Consider the following 21,043-nt stretch of genomic DNA (forward strand, 5'->3'; position numbering starts at 1 on the left):
CTCTGGTCTATTCGAACACGAAGTATGACAGATTCCACGGGTTCATCCACCCCTCTTTGCCGTTGCAGGTGGTGACCGCGGTCTTGCGCGGTATGTTCGGATCGCTCTTGTTCTCGTCGGCATCGTTCACCATAAGACCGAGGCCGATGACCGAATTCTTCTTAATGGAAACCGGATTGATATATTTCGCGGGGAAACACAGTTCGTATGTCGTCATCTTCTTTTCCTCATCGCGTTTTATCTTCATCGGAACGCCTTTTTCAACGACGACATTGTCGAGCCAGGCTATCTGGCGCTGCGGAGAGAAATTCCTGAACACCTGGTCCCCATCGACGCCCGAACCGAGCATGTACGCATAATCGTCCTGCATGTTGAGGCTGTTCTCCGTGCCGTCCTTGAACGCATCGATGAAAAGCTGTATCGAGTCCGCCGCCCAGAATTTCGTCGCGGGGAACGGCTGGTAATGGACATCATCCTTCACGATGACGGCCATGTAGAGGTTCGCATCGTCATAGGCGAACATGAACTTCGCCTTGAGCGGATCGGCGCGGTATGCGGCACCTGCTTTGTAGGAGCCGCCCCCCGTGCGGTAATCGATGGCGTCATCCTCAGTACCGCCGACGACGGCGTAGCGGTAATCCGCCCAGTCATCGAGCTCGCCGTCGATGACGATATTTCCCCGTGTGCGGCTGCAGAAGAGTATGTTCATACGCTCCGTGCGTTCGGAAAGCGTTCTGTCCGTATGCACTTTCCCTTTCACGTCTATCGTGTAGCGCGCCGACTGGCTGATATACGGGGCGAGGTCCACGGTGAACGCACGTTCGGATAATCCCCCGATCGCAAGCGGTGCCGATGCTTCGTTCCCGTTGACGGCATAGGTGAAGGTGCCGGTGAACGGTTTTGCATCCTTGTTCTTCACCATCAAGGATAGCGTGCGGTGATCGATGATCTTCGGTGATATCGATATCGCTTCCTTTTCGCCGTATTCTACCGTTGAAGCGGTGAGCACTGCTTCGAGCTCTTTGACCGGGAGTCCGCATATGAATGCCGGCATATAGTCGATACTGAACACAAGATATTCCCCTTTCTTCTCCGCGGCGAGCGGACGCCCCAGCACATCGGTGACTGTGATGCCGTTCACGTTCTTGAGCCGAAACTTCAATGGTGAGCGCTCGGCAAGCTCGAGCTTGTCGTCGAAGTCCCATATCGCGGCGACACCGGCCCCGGAACCGTTATTGAAAAGGAATGTCTTTACGGTCTCCGCGTACTTGAAGTCACGCACGAACGATGAGTTGCCGAGCATGCGCGCAACGGCATTGTAGCCCACACCGATGTCGGTCGGTATGCCGGCGACGGAATCGATATAGACGCCGCCGGTGGTCCAATTGAGGAACATCTTGATGCGGTCGGCGTATCTGAGGGTGATTATCATGGTACGAAGATTATACGCCGCGCAGTAGCGGTTGCCGTATACATCCGATGTAAAGCGCCCCAGGCGTACGGAATCGGTGTTGGCGAACGCACGGCCGACGGGAATGGCGGGGAGATAGAGCTGCGACCAGTTGCCGCCTTCGGAATACCACAGGTCGCCCTTGAAGCCGTGTTTGTCGGCAAGCTTTATGAATTCCTCGCTGTCGTATTCAAGGCTCGGGCGTTCGGGTTTCTCGCGGTATGGATGCGTTGCGAGAATATCGAAATAGCGTCCGCCGCCGCTCTCAAGGAGCACATCGAGCCATTTGCGCGCGCTGTCGAAATTGTTCGCCGGATCGGGAGAGATAACGACGGCATCGGGAATCTCTTCTTTGAGTACCGCGTAAAGCCGCTTCATTATCTGCGGGAACGTCTTCGGGTTATAGATGGAGGGCTTATCGAATATGCCGAGATTGGGCTCATTGGCGTATTTCCAGAACTTGAAATGCTTCGTCTGACGGAAATAGTTCTTGAACCATGCGGTTATCTCATCCATCTCCGGCCCGTCATAATCGGTTATCGTGTGAAGAAGCTTCATGATGCGGTCCTGGTCGGGCATATAGCGTGCGTTGGCGCCGTCGTCTATCATCATGCCGAAGACTATCATACCCTCCCTGTCAAAGACATCCTGTATCTCCTTTGCGCAATGCGTGAAATTGTTCGCTTCCACGCCGCCGGTGCCGAGCATACGCATGAGCGCGACGTTCTTCGGCCAATTGCAGGACGGGAAAAGCCCCCAGCTGAAGACAAGATTATGCTTCATCGACTTCATATCATCCTTTGAGTACGGATCGATGACCGCGATGCGAAAAAAATCATAGTCGTTGTGTTCGCTCCCGGAGAGCCGTACCTCGATAGTATAAAATCCGATGTGGTCCATCACCGAAGCGACATCGAAGGCGAGCGGCGAGGGTGCGCCGGGGCTGAGCGATACCGACTTCCATTCGCGCGAGAATATCTCGTTCTTGAAAAGATCACGGATGATGACGCGTGCATCAGTGCTGCGCGGTGATGCGGTCATGTTCACGAGATCAAAGACCATCTTCTTCGGATCGCGCACGAACTGCAGGTTCCGTGTGCGCTCCATGGATACGGCTATCGGTTTCATCGTGAACGGGGTATCGGCGCTGCTCTCTTCAAGCTGCACGGCGTCTATCCAGATATGCACGCGTTCGCCCTTGATGCCGCCTTCACTGACGTTAAGGAAAAGCTGGCCGGCGGTCTCGGCGGGCGTGAACGTGGTCACATAGCGCTTCCACTCAGTTGTGAGGGAGAAATTCTTCGTATGCATCCATTTCCCCCACGTTTTCGTGATGAACATGAGGCCGGCGTTGGCGGATGCTTCCTCGGCTTTCGCATAGAAGGAGAGCGTGTACTGTCTGCCTGCTTTGAATTGATAGGGGAATGTCGAGAGCGAGCTTAACGGCTGATACGCACGCGTCGGATTGGGTATTGACCCGCGGCGCAGCTGGTAGCGCAGGCTCTTTTTCCCGTGATATGCCGTACGGTCGTCGATGATGATGCATTCTTCCGCGTGATTCGTATCACCGACCACGGTGGCCCATTGGCGGACCTCCCAGCTGTGAAAACCTTCTTCAAAGCTCGGGTTCTGAATTCGGTTGAGCGACGCCGCATAGTTCGGGAGCTTTGCCAGATTGAATTTCTCGAAATCGAGAGGATCGAATTCATTCACGATGCGGCTGCGGTATGCTGACAGCTTCTTCTCGTCAACGTTCCGTATATCTATGGAAAGTCTCGCCTCTTTCGATGGGGCTACCCGCATGCGTATATCGCCGTAGGGGCTCGCCGTTTCGCCGCGGCGATCGACAAAATCCGTACCGCCGCTCTCAAGGAAGCCGAGCTTCACATTCCTGTCAACGTCCCCTGAGAAGAGATCGATGACCTTTGACTTATACGCACGATTGTTCTCTTTCCCGTACGTCGTACCGAGCGTTACCGCTTCATCACCGTCCTTATAGATCGTATTGTCGAGGATGAATTTCGGGAAAATGATACGCACGGTGGCGCTGATCTTCCCCTCCGGATCGATGATGCGAGCGTGATAGCTGATGATGCCGTCATCGGCAAGCGCGACGCGTATCTCGAACCCGCCCGAGGTGAATGTGCCGTCCTTATTGACGATCTTCCCGGTGATGATGTGTTCACGTCTATCCGCGATCATACGCGCATTGGTGAGCGTCCCTACATCGGACTGGCCGTAGGCAAGACCCGGCGCGCTCCAGATAATGCGCACATTGAATATCTCCGTCCCATTGACTATGTAGTAGAGTATGCCGTCCTTGATCATGACCTCTTTGTCAACGATAGTGAATGCGCCATTGTCATTCATGCGTATCGTGCCGCCAGGGGCGCTGCCGTGTCGTTCCTTCGCTGCGCCGTCACCCGCGCCTTCAGGTTTCTTCGATCCAGCGGCCGGGGCATAGCCTGCATGCACTTTGACATCGGCAAGCTCTCCCGTAAAACCGCCCGCCGGCCCCTTGCCGATGATGAGCGGCGCTTCGTTCACCACCGCGATGCCGCTGTCGGTCATATCCTTGCTGTCGACGATCTTTCCGTCGATGGTAAACGTGCATTTTCCCGCGCGGATGAATGATGCACGGATATCATGCCATGCATTGTCGAGCACTGATGATACCGGGACGCTCAGGCGGAAGCCCTTTCCCGGCGGGTTCGGAAGCTTCAATTCCACATGGAATTTTCCGCCCTCAATGTATGCCGAATAGGAATTGTATGCCCATCCGGCCTTGCTCACGATATGTGCTTTCGCCTGATCAGCCGCTTTCATACGGAACGAGATCATGAAGTCCCCGGAGCCGGGATTGATATCGGCGGCGTTCGGCACGCTTACGGCGCCGTCACCGTTCGCAAGCGTTATCGATGCGGCAACGGTCCTCTGTCCGTACACCGCGGCGGCAAACAGTGCGCACATGATGAGGGCGTTCGATCTAACCATTGGCGTTCTCCTTGAGGGCGGTCGTATCGCTCTTGACGATGTGACGTGCGGGCTTATGTTCAGGGTTCCGTATCTGATCAATGAGAAGTTCGATAGCGGTATGTATCTCGCGGACGCCCTGCTTCATGATATTGTGTTCGGCGACGGTATAGTTATAGTCGGTGTAATTGATGATGATCGTGCTTTTCTCACGGCCCGATGTGCGGAGGTGTTCTCTGCATGCCATGGCCGCTTCATCGCCGATGGTGAATACGGCATCCGCCCATGCGATCGAGGCGCTGTTCTTTTTCATGAAGGAAGCGAGCGCAGTGCGTGAACATCCTGTGTACTGGAGCGATCGTACGGCGAAGGCGGCGCCCTTTGCATGGCGTTCAAAGCCGGCACAAAAACGGTTCGTGCGGGAATTGAGGTCATTGTTGACGATGAGAAGGAGCTTTGTACGCCGCCCAGTGGTCATGACCGCTGAGATCTCGCGGTAGACCTGTTCGCTGTCCGCATGCACCGTATCGATGCGCTGCGCATAGTCATTGAAGAGCGCGACAAAGCGGATGTGGTACTTCTGCATCATACGTATGTTCTTCGGGATGACCGGACACATGAGGATGACACCGTCACAGAAGCCTTTCATGAGATAGTCATGGATCTGCGCGTTCACATCATCCTCGATGTCAGTGCCGCGGAGATAATGTACGGAAAATGAAAAGCCGGCATGGCTGCGCTGATACGCAGTGATGCCGGCGATGAAGGGGTTCATCCAGGCATAGGCGTCAGCGAGGTCGGAGAATATCACCGCGATGTGCGTACGTCGCGGGCGGCGCATCGTGGCCAGCCGCTTGCGGTACCCCGTCTGGAGGTATGTGCCGATGCCTTTCCGTGTGGCGAACACCCCCTGCTTCACGAGCGCTTTTACGGCATGGTGCACGGTATTGATGCTTGTGTCATAATCCCGCGCTATCACCCGGTAGGAGCGAAGGAGCCCCTTGTTGCTCTCGGCATCCGCAATGAGGTCGGTCGTGAGGATATCGGAGAGCTGCGTTGCGAGCGATCGTTTGCTGACCGTGTTCAACCGCATGGCACACCATATTGTCTAACTTTATAACACCTATAGTATAGACGGATGATCCGATTTGTCAAGACGAGCCATTCGCGCTACAGTGAGACGAATGCTTTCCTGCGGTACATGGCGAAGCCGAGCCAGACCAGCACGGAGATGAAGAGAAGCCCCTGTACAGCGGCGAGCCAGAGGGGAGGATCGGTATGCCACCAGGGAACGGACGGTACGAGGAATACGGAGAGCAGCAGAAGGTGTGTCATATAGAGAACGAGCGGGTTCGTGCCGACAATGCGCAGTGCCGGGACATCGAACTTCTGCTTGAACAGCATGCGCATACCCCCGAAGACAATGGCGCCGGATGAGACCGTGATGAGCACAAAGGATAGCGACATGCGGTGCTTACTGATCGGGAAGAAGAAAGCAGCGGCAATGCCGATGGCGAGGAGCGCGGCGCTCACAGTCCAGAAGCTTTTGCTCTTGCGAAGGATGTCGCCGAATACGGTCGACAGGACGAGGAGGAGCGCCCAGCTCAATGAACCGGGAAGTCCGGCATGCGATGAATGAAGAACGGTTGAAAGCCAGTATGTATCGAGCGCCCACTGATACGCGCCAAGGAGGATGAGCGCCAGGGAGAGACGAATGAACACGGGCATGAAGAGGAACGGGAACGAGAGTATGATCGCGACCCCGATAGCCTGCAGTACGCCCCAGACGACGATGGAGTTCGCAAAACCGAACGAGTGTTCGCCGATGCTGAACATCATGCCGATGCCGATAAGAGCGAATGCGCGTTTTATTACGTGCTCGGCCGCCTTGAACGCGCCGTCGCGTGCTGCACGCTTTGTGACCGATGCGGCGAAGGTAAGGCCTATCGCGAAGATGAAGAACGGTGCTATGAAGTCGACGATGGTTATTCCGATATCCGGCGCATGTTTGAGGCAGGCGGGGATGGTCCTGATATGCTCAAAATAATTCGCTATGAACATAAGTACAATGGTAAGTCCGCGGAAGGCATCGATGGCGCCGTCGCGATCGACCGGTACGGATGACATTGTTCTTTTTCTCATGGTATTCCCCCAAGTGTCATCAGTATATAGGGGCGGCATATATTTTTCCAGAGGACACGGATGTATGTTCTGCGCCGCGATCGGCAGAAAAGAATACGATCCCTCATGATCATCTATCGCGTTGCTTTTCTCAGCGCATTGAGCGAGCGCATGAACGCATCCGGTATGCGCCCGTCGAGCAGCGGCGGTACGTCCCAGGTAATGACGCCGTCGAAAGAATTCACGTATTTTGTATACGCGATGAGCATATCGTCGCTGAAGCGCACATCACCGCGCCCCCAATACTCACCAAGGAACGTGAGCAGATGGTACTGTGCGCCGTCGACGAAACGCGAAAGCGTCGGCCCCCAGCTTGACGGAGTTCCTGTATTCACGGATACCGGCAGCCCATTGGCCGCTTCACCCGCGGTGTAGTCCTCGTTCGCCGCATGTTTTATCACCGGGATCTTTACACCGGGGTTGAAGGCCACGATCGACCCCTTGTTGCCGGCCCTCATCGCATCAGCGAAGCTCTCGAAATTCGGCGCAGCAGGAGATCGATAGAGCGTGTCGGCATAATATCCGCCGTCTATCCACCAGCCGTGAACGTTCCCGCCCCATCGCATCGACCATTCACGAATGATCGCTTCCCAGTTGTGCTGGAATTCCGTGAGCCTGTCATCGACGCCCGGCTGTACGGTATACTTCGATGATGCGAGCGCGCACACGGGTTTCCACGGGGGAGTGCATTTGAGCTTTTCAAGCGCTGCAACGTCCATCGCGGGGCCCAAAGCGGTGAAATACACCATGGTGCGGATATTTTTTTTCGTAAGCGCTGCTGCTATGTCGCCGACAAGATCGCGCCGCGAAAGGCGGCTCGGTTTTCTATCGACGATGCGATCGTAGGTGTTGTTCGGGGAGAGATAGTAGCCTGAATTCTGGCCGAGGGTGATGAAGAAATATCCCGCTTTTATCTCCGCAAGCTGATCTGCCAGTGCGTCAACATCGAAACCGTCGATACGACGATCCCATGCATCGGCGGTCATTTCCGGCGCATTCGTGCTCGATGCCGGTGAGGCGAGGTAGTGGAAAAACACGCCCCATTTCGCATCGCGGAACCAGTCTGCCCTATGCTGCATCGTCGTGCTCCTTCTCTTTCGTATGTGTAGCGATGCAGATACAGTAATGACGCCGGGAAAGTATGACAATGGACGTTCCTGCCGCGGAACATGGATTTTTTGACAAGCGCGTCATTTCAGGCGTGCAAGCGTACGCTCGGCGGCGATATCCTTGCGGAACATCGGTTCGAGCGGGCGCAGGCGCTTGACCAGGTCAGGCTCGCCCACCGATATGCCGCGCTGCGTGAGGAAATTCATGAGCGCTTCATGCCGCGCGGTGAGATATTCGACGACCTCTTTCTGCCGGCCTTCCTTGAGCGCTTTGACGGCGGAAACGCTTAAGTAGAGTATATTGTTGGTCTCGCTCACCAGCATCGAATCGATGAGCGGCTGCACCGAGGTGTTATCCCTGAATTCCATTCTATCCGCGTAGTAACGCTTAAGCAGGTATGCAGCGAGGTCCTTTTTTTCCGGGGTGTCGGTGAGAAAACCGCGCGTCCGTTCGAGCGCATCCGAATTCTTTATCTTTATCTGCGGTGACTTTACCGGCGCCGAAGCCGGCGATAGGTGCTTTGAACGCTCATGTTCTTCCCATTCCGCGGCTATCGCTTCCATTTCATGACGATTGGGCCCGCGGTAGGTCCTGAGGATGCGTTCGCGCTCGGCTTTGTCCGATGCCGCATAGAGGCGCGTTTTCACCTCTATCTCACGGCTTGCGCTTGATATGCCGCTGAACAATGAACGGAAGAATTGCAGTATTTTCCCCCAGAACGAAAGATGTCCGTTCAATCGGCGTATACGCTTTGCGGTATCCTTGAGATCGCTGTGATCGCGGATGCCGAGTATATCGATGAGCGGTCTTGTCTCCCGGCCGACGATGATACGCGGGTTCATCGATCGGTAGACGACGGAGTCGAAGAGCGCCTCGACCTTTTCATGGTACGAGGAAAAACCGATCGCGCTTTCGTTCACGGCTTCGCGCTTCATCATTCCGTCCGCATAGATGTTCTTCACCGAGCGCTTCACCGAGGAAAGCATCTGTTCTTTCAGCTGATCGAGGCGTTCGGTCTCGCCCGTTCCTGCACCGGAAATGCCCTCGGAGGGGGTGAACTGGGTATAGATGTTCTGCGCAAAGGCGCGAGCATCGCCATTTGTCGCACGGTAATCGATGAGCTTCCCGAGCACGGCGAGGAAGCGTCCGTCGATATCGTTGAGCAGGGGAGTGAGTCGGTTGACGCCCGCGGCTTCGCCCCCGGCACGGACATTCCCGTACTGGCGTTCGAACTGCGACCTGCCCGGTATCCGTGTGCGTGCCCAGTCGTCCGCGATGCGGTTGAACGCCGCAGCACGCATCTCATGGAGGAGCGTATCGAACACGTCGATAAGGCGCGGTGAGAGCACGACACCGTCGCCGATCTCGGTGTACTGCGGTATCGATGAACCGCTTATCATCTTCGTGAGGGGGAAGAACGCCTTGATCGCGGCCGTGTCGTAGCGCGGCGTGCTGCCGCGGATGAAATGTTCGTAGACCGAAACATAGGAGAGCTGATAGAACGATGCCGGCACCTCGCGTTTCACCGAGCCGGTCATGAGCATTTCCATGACCGACTGACGGTCCATCTCTTCCTGCGAGCGGCGCACCGCGCGTGCACGCGTTACCGTGAGCCAGGCGAACGCCGTAAGCTGATAGAGCACGGTGCTGTGCGCCTGCCCTGCGGCATAGCGCATGATATGTACGAGCACGATCTCAAGCTCCGGCGAACGCGAAAGCCCGTGCATGAGCATCTGCGTGATGAGCTGCTCGGCGCTCTGCGTGCCCGTCACCCGCGTGGCAGTTCCCTTGCGTATGTCCTGTGTGATATTCTCGTTGAGATACTGCCGGTCGGAAAGCGTCATATGCGATTCTATGAAATAGGTCATGGCCGGGAAGAGTACGTTCATCGCAATGTACTCGATGTTCGCAGGGTTGGCGGAGAAGAGGAACTCCACCGGCGTATCGACGATGGGCCCGCGGGGGATCATCACCTTCACCATGCCCGAGGGATGGGAAAGGATCTCGTTCACATCGGCGAAATAGAATTCATCGAGCACGGTGGCGGCCGGGAGTATATCGAGATCGGACAGGAGCGCATTGACCGCATCGGGTGCGAGGGAGAACACTTCGCGCGCCCATGCCAGGAGCGATGTCCCATCCGGGAATGAGAGCGTTGGCTTTCCGGAAGCGCGGTTCTTCGCATCGTCAGTAATGAGCTTCTTGACCGCGGCAAGATCGGAAAAGACCGCCTTGACGCGGGTGACCATCTCGGCGTACGGATCGGATGTCATCGGCGGGGCGCCCTTCTCGCGGAAGAATATCGCACGCGGCAGTCCGTCATCAGCGAGTTCCGGCGAACGTACGGCGAAATGCTCGACATCGCAGACGGCACGGATGAACGCTTCGAGCGATGCTTTTGTGTTGGCGGGATTTCGCCCGATATATGCATAGAGTTCGGATGTTCGTATAACGGCATTGCCCTGATACCCGCTCATATCCCGCGTCATCTTCCCGATCAGCGTCAGTATGTCGTCGTGATAGGCGGCTATCGTCGCGCTTAAGACGGCGTCGATGAAAAGCTTATGGTCCGGCGATTTCGGATTGAGATAATCCGGCGGGTCGACGCGCCCGGCGGGGAAGCCGAGCGATGAGCTTTGTTCGTTCAGGTCTGCGGACACGATGATATCCTATATGTGCAGTATATCAGTATACCGGTGTTTTGTGCAAGTGCATTTCGACACCGCATAGACCGGCGTTCCTTGCATTTTCTTACGAAGTCGCGGATGATATCGGCGTGGCCATGTTTTTCTCCGGGAATGCCATATACTGGATGAAGCATCGATAGTTCTTTAACGGCATCACGATAAGGACAGCAAATGACACAGGGAACGATAGCGCTCATACGCGGTAACAATTTCGACAGCGGATGGCGATTCACGACATACGCACCCGAGGACGAAAAGCGTTCGGAGGCGCCCGCTTTCGATGATTCGTCGTGGCGGACGGTGGATCTCCCGCATGATTGGAGCATCGAGGCGCCGTTCGCGGCGGACCATCCGTCGCAGCAGCACGGGGGTTATGTCGCCTGCGGCATCGGCTGGTACCGGAAGTCATTCGTTCTGCCTGCGGACATCGGCACGCGGCGCGTCGTGTTCGAATTCGATGGCATCTATATGGCGGCGGAAGTTTTTCTGAACGGAAGCCGCGTCGCATATCAGCCCTGCGGATATACGAGCTTTCACTGCGACGTAAGCGACCATGTACACCGCGACGGAACGCCGAATACGGTGGCCGTGCGCGTTGACAACAGCCTGCAGCCCTCATCACGCTGGTATACCGGCTCCGGCATATATCGGAATGTACGCCTCACGATCACCGACAGTCTCCATCTCGGACAATGGGGAGTGACGGTCACCACACCCGAGGTGTCGGAAAAACGCGCCGTCGTGAAGGTGTCAGTCGCCGTACAGAACGATCACACGGTCACGAAACGGTATCGGGTGAACATCGCCGTGATCCATAAAAGCGCACGCGCAGCGGAGACTGTAATTGAACAGACAGCGAATAAGATATCGACATCCATGGCGGAAGCACGCATTTCCGTCGACTCGCCGAAGCTCTGGGATATCGATCATCCTGAACTCTACACGCTGCTCGTAGAGATCATCGAGAACGGCACGACAGTCGACAGCATGACGACCGCATTCGGCATACGCAGCATTGCTTTCGATATCGATGGGGGATTCCTCCTCAACGGAAGATCGGTGAAGATGAAAGGCGTTTGTATGCACCATGACAACGGCTGTCTCGGTGCGGCATGGAACCGCAGTGCGGAAGCACGGCGCATCAGGATACTCAAGGGCATGGGTGTGAACGCGATACGGACAAGCCACAATCCTCCGGCGCCGGGACTGCTCGATCTCTGTGACGAGATGGGGATGCTCGTGATGGACGAAGCCTTCGACGAGTGGCGCATGAACAAATACCGCACCGCTATGCAGGGCACGCACACTGCCGGAAAACAGGCGCATCCGGCGCTCGCGCTCTACGGCTACAGCCGCTTCTTCGACGACTGGCATGAAAAGGACACTCGAGCGTTCGTACGCCGCGACCGCAATCATCCGTCGGTGGTGATATGGAGCATCGGCAATGAGATACCCGAGCAGGGCCGTTCGCTCCCGGATGGGATCGCGATCGGCCGACGGCTTGTCGGTATTGTCCATGAGGAGGACAGCACGCGAGCGGTCACCTGCGGCGGCATGTTCGTGCACTTCACCCGCGATGACGGCTTTAACGATATCGTCGATGTAGCCGGCTATAATTACTCCGAACCGACATACGCCGCGGAACACACGAAGGGACGCCTTATCATCGGAAGCGAAACCTCATCGCATAAGCTTGTGCATAAGCGCGGCACGTATCCATTGTTCGAACATCCCCGCAAGCACAACCGCTCAACGCTTGCCGAGGAAAGCTGGAAAATAGCGGAGACATCGCTCGCGATCACCATGGAGAACAAGTATGCCGCAGGGCTTTTCATGTGGACGGGATTCGATTATATCGGCGAGACCGGCACGTATACCTGGCCATGGCGAAGCTCGTTCTACGGCATCGTCGATACGGCGGGTTTCCCGAAGGACAGCTATCACTACTATCGTGCGCATTGGACGAATGAAACGGTGCTGCATCTCATGCCGCACTGGAACTGGGAAGGACATGAAGGGAGCACTATCACCGTACGCTGCCTGACCAACTGCGACGAGGTGGAACTGTGTATCAATGGAAAGTCGTGCGGACGAAAGAAACGGGAGCCCTACGGGCATCTTACATGGGATGTATGCTATGAACGCGGCACGTGTTCGGCAAAAGGATATCGCAGCGGGAAAGAGATCGCATCGTGCGAAATACGAACGACGGGGGCGCCTGTACGCATGGAACTCACCGCCGACCGAAGCACCATCACTGCTGACGGACATGATATTTCGTATCTTACCGCACGCCTGCTCGACGCGAACGGATCAGTTGTTCCTGCCGCCGACAATGACATTACATTCACTGCCGAGGGCGGACGCATCGCCGGTGTCGATAACGGTGATCCGGAATTCGTCGGCAATCTCCGCGGCAATACGATACCGGTTCTTGCGGGCATGTGCATTGCGCTCGCTGCATCCGACACGCCGGGCACGATGACGATACAGGCATCATCGGCAGGTCTTCCCGACGCTTCGGTCGCCGTGTCGGTACGCTGATATGTGCCGTGCTCACTAGCGCAATGTCGGCATTGTCTTCGTCATCACATAGACGGGATATATCTCTGGTGTGAGAACGAACGTGCCGCCGGGCGAATCCGATACGGACTGATTCCCCATAAAGTCGACGATGCCGGTCTTTTCCGCGCCCGTACCGAGCGTCAGTGACCGTCCGGTATCCTTCGACGCCCACACCGCCGTCACAAATCCATCGCCGCGCCTGAATACATACGCATGAAGCCCATCCGCGGTCGAAAGCGGTCCTGCCGTCGATGTTCCTTCGAGAACACGCGTCATCGCAGCGGCGGCCATGAACACCGGTTTCGGCGCGACATGCGTCGGCCCGAACGAGGGCTTGGGCAGAGTAAGATTGAACATGAGACCGTAGCCGTCCTCGCCGTGCGTTTCAAGGCTTCCGTAATCGCCGAGATAGAAGAAGAACGTCGTATCGCATCCCTCACCGAGAAGTATGATATGACCGCGTATCACATACGCCGCCTGAAGCGCAAGGAGCGCCGGATCCAGTTCGCGGTATGATGAGCGATAATCGAGCCCCCACTCGCTCTGTATGAGCTTGGCATCCGGTCGCAGGTACCGCTTCATGAGCGCGCGAAGCCTTCTCATATCACGTATCAGCCCGCCGTCCTCGGGTGAGATATATTTCCCGCCGAGATTGGTCGCATTCGGATCGCCGAAGGGGACATAGTATGCGTGTGTCGCAATGCCGTCGAGATATTTTCCCGCGCCGAGCGGCAGGATCCGTGAAAGCGTTTCAACGGTCTTAGCAAGCACGCCGCCGCCGGTACCCATCACCCGCGCATCGGGGTCGCCCGCATGGAGCGATCGCCACGCGCTTTTGTACATTGCAACAAGCGCTTCATCCGTTCCTTTATAATGCCAATCAGGTTCCCATTGCAGCTGATAGTAATTCTTTTTCTGCTGCCAGAGAGCGCTTCTGCGCGCCGCCGATTCGCGCCCGATCTTCTCAAGGAATGCCTCGTACTGCGAGAGGTCCTTCGGTGCATACGCCTGATCGTTCATGGCCCCTGCCGGTCTCGGAACGTTCGCCGGCCAGTCTATGGCCCATTGCGGAAGTCCGTTGATGCAGATAAGCGTGGTGAGATCGCTCTCTACTATATAGTCAGCTTCGCTTGCTCGCGCTGCGCCGTCGAATGCGAGCTTCGGCGTGAACTGTCCCGGGTTATTGGGCTCAAGCTTCGACCACTGCCGCATGAAGTTGAGCCAGCGTGCACCGAGCATGCCGTAGAGCGGACCGAAGGGATCGCCGTTCGTCCATATGCCGCTTGCGACGAACGCCGTCCCCTGCATGCCGAAACGCGCATCATCCGCCGATGCTGATATCGTCTGCACGGACGGGAGTATACCGATGGTGCCGAAATTGTCGGGGCGGCTTCCCGCACGCGCGATGCGGAGCCCGGAACTTTTTACTCGAGCATGCACCGCGTAATAGCCAGCCGGGAGCGGCGGCATCGATACGTTCACCGTCACGACCTTTTCGGGAGCGGCATCCGCCGCCCCTTGTGCCGCCGTTGCACCGCGGAAATCGCGCACCTTCCACTCAATGTTGTCGGCAATGGGGTTCTCGCGGATAAGCTCGAATGATACCGCGATCTGCTCATTGCCAGAGAAGAGGCTGTGCCGCGGATGCGATGGCACTGAAAAGACAAGCCTATCCTTCGCCTCCGACGCCTCCTTTAGCTCGAACGTTCCCGCAGTAACACGTATCGTATCTATGTGGATCGCATCATCATCGCCCTGCCCGTTGCGCATGAACGTTACGCCTGAGAGGTCCTTTGCCGCCGCGTCCTTGAAGGCGCGCTCCTTCACGAGCGGTTTTACCGCACCCCCCGCGGAGAGATAGACCGAGAATTTCTTCGCAGCGTGATCGATGACGGTGATGACGGTGGTCCAAGTACCGGGCGTTGTCGTGTCGCCGACCGAATGGTATGCCCCGCTGCTGTTAAACCCCCACTTCCGGCCGGTATCATGATAAAAGAATACCGATGCGCGCTTTTCGCTGTCGATGCATTGTATTATCAGTTTACAGTCGCTTGTTGCGAGACGGAGCGAATACGAAACGGTGACAACGCCGTCCATACCGCTCGGCAGCATCATCTGTGCAATGCCGAATTTCGGCTTGATGCGTATCGCCTGTCCCTTGCCGCCGACCGACGATACGTCCTCTATCACCGCATCGTTCTTCGGGGAAGACCAATTCCCCTGTCCGTTGATGCTCCCCGTTGTGTATGAGTCAATATCATCGCTCATATCGGCGAAGAGCACTGCCGTAGCGAGGAGCAGGGCGAGATATCTCATTCGTGAACACTCCTTGACGGATATATCGGTCGGGATATGATGACTGTACTATACCGACACCGCGCAGATACGTCAATGGACGGAATGGCTGCGGGATATGGACGATACGGCATGAAACAGATAGCGAAGAACGATATTTTTCAGCTCGTTGCGGAACGGCTCGCCTTCACCGTACTCGAGCACGGCTATGGCACCGTCGGGCGCTGGTGGAATGCGACGCAGGACGCCATGCCGGTCAACCGTCTCCACGTACTGTTCGGCACCGGCGGTATCATGCGCGACAGAACGGGCGATCTTGCGTTCAAGCGCGGGCTTGTCTTCATCAATCCCATCGGCTCGTCATGCGAACAGATATGGCAGCGTGATTTCAAGACGTTCTATCTCCACTTCCGTCTTGAGCTTTATCCGACACAGGACATATTCGCCGGCACCGGGCGCACACTGAGCTATACGGCGGACGCATCGATGCTTTCACGGCTCATTGCGCTCACGCAAAGCAAAGACCTTCGAGACAGCATAGAGGCGAAAGCGCTCTGTCTCATGCTGATAGCACCGCTCATCGCCGGGAGCGCTCAATCGCTTCGGCGCCGCATCGCGGTCGGGGAAAAATACCGCGATGTTTTCCGTGCTATCGATGACAGCGTAAGCGCCCGCGTGCCGCCGGCGGAATACGCCGCGAAGCTCGGTCGTAATGCCCGCTCGCTCATGCGTTCGTTCCGGAGCGATACCGGCTTTACGCTTAAGGCATACATCAATCGCTGCCTCATCGAACGCGCGCGTTATCGGCTTATCTTCACCGATATGAAGGTCAAGGATATTGCGCATGAGCTTGGCTTCAACGACGAGCTCTATTTTTCGCGATTCTTCAAGCGGCACACACGGACTTCGCCTGCCGATCACCGTACGCACAATCGCGGGATCATACGCGGATGACGGACGCGATCGCATTCACCTGTCTTGACCGCGGCGATGACAGCCCGGCAAAAAGGAGCGTCATCGATTGGCGTGAACTGCCCTGTCTCCTCGTGTCCGTACGGCGGGGACTTCACTGGAAGCTTCTGCTCGATCACGGCGTGTCGCATACGTTTGGTCCCGGCGAAGTGATGATCATCCCTCCCCGTACGCGCCATCGAATCGAGATTCTCTCGCGCACGAAGGTCACCGGCACACGGTGGGCGCATATACGCTACACGGTCGCGGGGGGCATAGAGCTTTTCCCGCTCATGACGCTCCCGCTCTCGGCTGGCGCTCACATCGGAAAAAAGATCGGCGATATCGTCTCCGAACTCGCACAGCTTTCTCCGGATGCTATAGCGGATCGCGCCCGCGAACAGGAACTCGGCTTCCGTATTCTCGGCATACTCCTCTCGCTTGTACGGCGCGATCCGAAACAAACACGTTCGCTTCGTGAGGCGATGCGGCTTGCCCCGGCATTCCGGTATATCGAAGAGCATCTCGCAGAAAACATATCACCGTCCGATGCCGCTGACACCGTCGGTCTTTCGCCGTCACGGTTCACCGTGCTCTTTAAGGCCGCCGCCGGAAAGCCTCTCATGGACCATATCCGAGAGGCGCGCATAGCGCGGGTGAAGATGATGCTGCTTTCTGGCGGAACGCTTTCGTCAGCGGCACGCGCTGCCGGATACACGACATCGTTCAGCCTGAGTCGCGCGTTCAAAACGGCGGTCGGCATAAGCCCGGCGTCATACATCCGAGCAAACCAGGACCTTCGATAACGCTCATGGTATGAAAACAGTGCCTGCGGATATGGATTATCCACACGAAGCGGACTATACTGAACACATGACACAAGCGAGGCAACCATGAAAGCATACATTGTAAGCGTTCTTCTCTGTGCGGCAGCCTCACTGTTCCCGCTCACCAAAAGCGATATAACAACGTTCAGCGACCGCGAGGAGAAAAAAAGTTCGCATACGGTGATACACGCCGTGCTTGAAGACGATTTGATCACGGCAACATACGCTATACCGGAGCATGTCGAGCTCGGCTATGCCTATGCGGGCGTTGCGGTCAAGATGGAAAGCGCCGGGGTGCACTCGCTTTTTTTCACGATGAAACGTTCGGCGAACGCCCTTCAGCCGGCATCGGTGACGCTTCGCACGAAAGCGGGTAAGCGCGCAAAGATAGATTTCTCAAAACTCGGTTCAGTGACCGGCGAATGGCAGACTTTCGCCGTCTCCTTGGACGACTTTATTCTCAGCGATTCGGAGCGGGATATCGATTCGGTGAGATTCAGCCTCGGTGTGAACTCGGTGAAGGACGATGTTTCGGAAGCGGCGGGTACGGTATGGATAAAGGATATCGCATTGAGCGATGCGCGTACGCAGTCGCGGTCGATGGTACCCGAGTACGGCTTTCTCCGCGACAGGAAAACGGCTCCCGTCAAGCGCGGCCATGCCGCATGGATATATGAGGAATCGGATGCGCATGTCGCGCGTATTCGTGCATGGAACAAGGTGAGCTCGGTGCCGATACGGATACTTTTCGTCTATGCAGGAAGCTTCACGTTCACGCCGGAAGGCGGAAGATTGTCCGCGCTCCGTACACAGCGGCTCGCCTGGTTCCGCGAGCATCTTCCGGCGGAGGTTGAAGTACATGCGAACTTCGATGCGTCCGCCGGCAAACGCCTCGGTACGTATCCCGCGGAAAAGCAGGAGGCGCTCGCCAATCTCGCCGCCGATGCTGTCAATGCCGATCCGTCATGCGCCGGTATTCATTTCGATATCGAACCGTATGTGAGCGAAGCGCTCCCGTTCTACATCGCGGTAAAAAAGTATTCGACAAAGCCCGTGAGCGCCGCGGTGGCGGTGTGGGACAGGCATCTTTTTGCCGTGCTTGATTATGCCGTGCTCATGGCGTATGACATCGCACGATCGCCGGATCAGTTCGCCAATGCCGCTCGTGCGCGGTATGAAACGTTCGCCGCGGATGCGGTTGCGGCAGGCACGACTTATTTTCTCGGCGTGCCGTTCGTGTCGACGGCTATGGAATATGAGTACCGCGAGAACCTCAAGACCGGTGCGCGCGAGCCGAGCGGCTATACGATGGAGTCGTTCACTCGTGCGGCAGGCGATGCATATTGCACCATGAAGCGTCCCAAAAGCGATACGTTCTACTGCGGATCGGCGATATGGGGATTTCTTTCCGGAGAATATCCCCGTAAGGACTGGGTCAATCGTCCGCGGGAGATAACGGAGCCGTGCTGGAAGTATCTATCGGATTTCTGATAGCTGTCCGGCGGAAGCGCTCTATCCTGTTCGTTCTTGCAGCCACGCCAAGAGCTCCTCGTCGCTTTTCTCCGATGCCGGGCAGTTTGCGAAACAGTTCTGACAGAGCCCGCCTTCCTTCATGAGCACTTCATTCCTGCTCTGTGCGCATGCGGTGACGGTATATGAGGTCGGATAATCCTTATCGGCACGATAGCATTTGCCGCGGCATGTCTTCACGCACACGCCGCATTTTTTACAGTTCGTAGTAAATGAGATTAGCTTTTCGTCAGGCGGGAGCACGGCGTCGGTCATGAGCGTCAGGATCACCATACGGTTGCCGAGTTCAGGATGCAATATGAGCCCCGACCTCCCGTATACGCCGATGCCCGCTTCGTATGCGGCGAGTTTGCTCTGCACCTGCACACCGCCGACGTCGGGCTTTACCTGATAGCCCGCTCGCACAAGGAATTGCCAGCCGGTGCGGAACGCGCGCGACATCACTTTTATCGTGAGCGGGTGATAGACATTGAACGATGCACCGTTCTTCTCCGAGTCGGTGCTTCCCGAGTTAAGCCCCCTTAACTGCGCCTCGCGCTTATCGACAGGGAGGTTATTGTCAAGGACGGGGGGGTAGGGCGCGATAATGACAACAATGCTCCTGCATTGCGGCCAGAGTTTTCTCGGCGATTCGACACGGAATGGGTTAGGCATGGATAGCGCGTGTTCGAAACCTGTTCGCGGGTCGGCGATGCGAACATCGTAGGCCCCGCTTTCCTTCATCGTTTTCACAAGTTTCGATTTCAGATCGGCGGGAGAGGTATCCCCGAATACGTTCGTGACCGATGCAGCGACGGCGGCGCCTGCTGCACCGAGTGAATGACGCAGGAATGTTCTTCGTGCTATGATCGATGGCATACGGATAGTATAACCAATTTCCGGTCCGAACGTCAATGGCCGATAGTGAACTGTCGCCAAAATAGAGAACAGCGGGTTGCAACCCGCTGTTGTCCTCGATTCTGATGATATTTTGATGCTCATTATTCTTCGCTATGAGCGAATAGCAATTTCGCGACAGCCCCGATAGAATGGTCGTTCTGTGATATGATTCAGGGCCGATCGAAAAATCTCAAATCCCAGCTGTCGTGCCAGCGGAGCACCGGTCTATCATTTTCGAATTCTATCGGCTGCCAGATATAGCGCCCGTCTATTGCATTCTCCGGTCGCCAGCGGTCGCCGAGAAAGATGAAGGCACCCGGTCTTCCTTGCACCGGAAAGATGAATGCCGGCTGCGAATCGAAGCTGATCGCGGTGTCAACGTCGGCGCCAATCCATGGATTACCGAGGTCTTTCCAGGGGCCGAAGGGGGAATCCGCCACCGCACTTCTCGCCGCATTCGGTTTCCACCCCGTGCATCCGGAAGCGATGATCCAGTACTTCCCGTTGTGCCGGAACATCGCCGGAGCTTCCATGAAACGCCCGGGGAAAGCGCGCGCCCATCTCCCCGACGAACCGAGATAATCCGGAGTGAGCTGTGAGATGTGCAGTACACCGTTCTCTTCCGAGGCATAGATGTGATACGCGGTGTCGTCGTCATCGGCGAAGAGCGTCATATCGCGCGACATCTGCCCGTCGGTGAAATCTCGGCGGAAAAGCCGCTTCGCGTCATAGCCGTCGAATGCCGCGCCGGTGTATTTTGTCCCTGCGAATTCTTCCGGAGCGAGCGGACTTTTTTCATTATCATCGACATTGAGCGGCCATATGCCCGCATCCGGACGGAACGATTTTACGAAGCGATACGGTCCCGCGACGCGCTCGGCCACGGCGACACCGACGCGTGCGCCGAGATATCCCTTTCCCTTCGGCTCAAGATGGAACCACATGACGAAACGATTTGTGAGTTTGTTGAAAAGAACCTTTGGGCGTTCGAGAATGCATCCGCGGGCGATACCGTGCGACATGTCGTCGGACACGAAGAGTGCAATGCCTTGGTCTTCCCATGAATAGAGATCGGTCGATCGATACACATGAACGCCGACCTCGGCTTTATTGCCGGCATCGCCTGCGACTTTGTGTTCGCCGAACCACCAGTAATATCCGTCGTGAAAGAGCATGGCGCCGCCGTGTGCGTTGATGTGAACGCCGTTGTTGTCGGGCCATAGTGTTCCGGGTGTGAAAGCCATGAATGCCTCCGTGGGGGTTACGATACAGCCGGAACTGTCTTTGTCAATAGTGGGGCTTAACAAATCCGATGATATAAAAAGATAAGAGGAGTGATGCCCGGATTCCCGGATTCACCGGATTTTGTTGGTGATGTAATCCTGCTCATCCGGTCGATGCAAATCGCCCTCCCATAGCGGCTCTGCCGCCGGACTGCGCCATAGGCGCACGCATGGCTCGCATCGACTAAGCACTTCCTGTGCAACAGCTCATCCTAGTGACTCTCCTTTTTCAGCACTCTTAATTCTGAATATCCGACTCGAAGCGAATTGCATGCGACCTCCGCTTTTCCTTAAGATACGCACACCCGCACG

Annotated in this window: 12 protein-coding genes; 4 read left to right on the forward strand and 8 right to left on the reverse strand. The window is 56.4% G+C overall.

Annotation, left to right across the window (positions count from 1 at the left end):
- Nucleotides 1-7: 7 nt before the first annotated feature.
- From AABZ39_00420 to AABZ39_00440, 5 genes are all read right to left on the reverse strand, one after another.
- The gene (locus AABZ39_00420) at nt 8-4,444 is read right to left on the reverse strand and encodes a sugar-binding protein (protein MEK6793211.1); all 4,437 of its coding nucleotides are present in this window, start codon (nt 4,442-4,444) and stop codon (nt 8-10) included.
- Nucleotides 4,437-5,516, reverse strand: coding sequence for a hypothetical protein (locus AABZ39_00425; GenBank protein MEK6793212.1), 1,080 nt, complete (start codon nt 5,514-5,516; stop codon nt 4,437-4,439). Before AABZ39_00425 ends, AABZ39_00420 begins: the two co-directional genes overlap by 8 nt.
- A gap of 77 nt (nt 5,517-5,593) precedes the next feature.
- The gene (locus tag AABZ39_00430) at nt 5,594-6,565 is read right to left on the reverse strand and encodes a heparan-alpha-glucosaminide N-acetyltransferase domain-containing protein (GenBank protein MEK6793213.1); all 972 of its coding nucleotides are present in this window, start codon (nt 6,563-6,565) and stop codon (nt 5,594-5,596) included.
- A 113-nt stretch (nt 6,566-6,678) separates the two neighbouring features.
- Nucleotides 6,679-7,683: a hypothetical protein gene (locus tag AABZ39_00435; protein ID MEK6793214.1), complete on the reverse strand. Its 1,005-nt coding sequence runs from the start codon at nt 7,681-7,683 to the stop codon at nt 6,679-6,681.
- A gap of 111 nt (nt 7,684-7,794) precedes the next feature.
- Nucleotides 7,795-10,374: a hypothetical protein gene (locus AABZ39_00440; protein MEK6793215.1), complete on the reverse strand. Its 2,580-nt coding sequence runs from the start codon at nt 10,372-10,374 to the stop codon at nt 7,795-7,797.
- 198 nt (nt 10,375-10,572) lie between these two features.
- Between AABZ39_00440 and AABZ39_00445 the strand changes: the two genes are divergently transcribed.
- Complete coding sequence (locus AABZ39_00445) at nt 10,573-12,945, forward strand: glycoside hydrolase family 2 TIM barrel-domain containing protein (protein MEK6793216.1); 2,373 nt, start codon at nt 10,573-10,575, stop codon at nt 12,943-12,945.
- Nucleotides 12,946-12,960: 15 nt separating this feature from the next.
- Here the strand turns inward: AABZ39_00445 and AABZ39_00450 are convergent, their stop codons facing one another.
- A complete protein-coding gene (locus AABZ39_00450) occupies nt 12,961-15,282 on the reverse strand; it encodes a hypothetical protein (protein MEK6793217.1) in 2,322 nt (773 codons plus the stop codon).
- A 36-nt stretch (nt 15,283-15,318) separates the two neighbouring features.
- On the opposite strand from AABZ39_00450, the gene AABZ39_00455 reads away from it, so the two are divergent.
- The 3 genes from AABZ39_00455 to AABZ39_00465 all read left to right on the forward strand — a co-directional run bounded on the left by AABZ39_00455 (nt 15,319) and on the right by AABZ39_00465 (nt 18,530).
- The gene (locus AABZ39_00455) at nt 15,319-16,215 is read left to right on the forward strand and encodes an AraC family transcriptional regulator (GenBank protein MEK6793218.1); all 897 of its coding nucleotides are present in this window, start codon (nt 15,319-15,321) and stop codon (nt 16,213-16,215) included.
- A complete protein-coding gene (locus AABZ39_00460; protein ID MEK6793219.1) occupies nt 16,212-17,018 on the forward strand; it encodes an AraC family transcriptional regulator in 807 nt (268 codons plus the stop codon). Before AABZ39_00455 ends, AABZ39_00460 begins: the two co-directional genes overlap by 4 nt.
- Before the next feature lie 87 nt (nt 17,019-17,105).
- Nucleotides 17,106-18,530, forward strand: a complete 1,425-nt coding sequence (locus AABZ39_00465) for a hypothetical protein (protein MEK6793220.1) — start codon at nt 17,106-17,108, stop codon at nt 18,528-18,530.
- A 21-nt stretch (nt 18,531-18,551) separates the two neighbouring features.
- Here the strand turns inward: AABZ39_00465 and AABZ39_00470 are convergent, their stop codons facing one another.
- Both AABZ39_00470 and AABZ39_00475 read right to left on the reverse strand, forming a co-directional pair.
- On the reverse strand, nt 18,552-19,427 hold the full coding sequence (locus AABZ39_00470; protein ID MEK6793221.1) for a hypothetical protein: 876 nt from the start codon (nt 19,425-19,427) through the stop codon (nt 18,552-18,554).
- A 191-nt stretch (nt 19,428-19,618) separates the two neighbouring features.
- On the reverse strand, nt 19,619-20,692 hold the full coding sequence (locus AABZ39_00475) for a glycoside hydrolase family 43 protein (GenBank protein ID MEK6793222.1): 1,074 nt from the start codon (nt 20,690-20,692) through the stop codon (nt 19,619-19,621).
- Between the last annotated feature and the right edge of the window lie 351 nt (nt 20,693-21,043).

The sequence above is a fragment of the Spirochaetota bacterium genome, assembly GCA_038043445.1.
Taxonomy (GTDB): domain Bacteria; phylum Spirochaetota; class Brachyspiria; order Brachyspirales; family JACRPF01; genus JBBTBY01.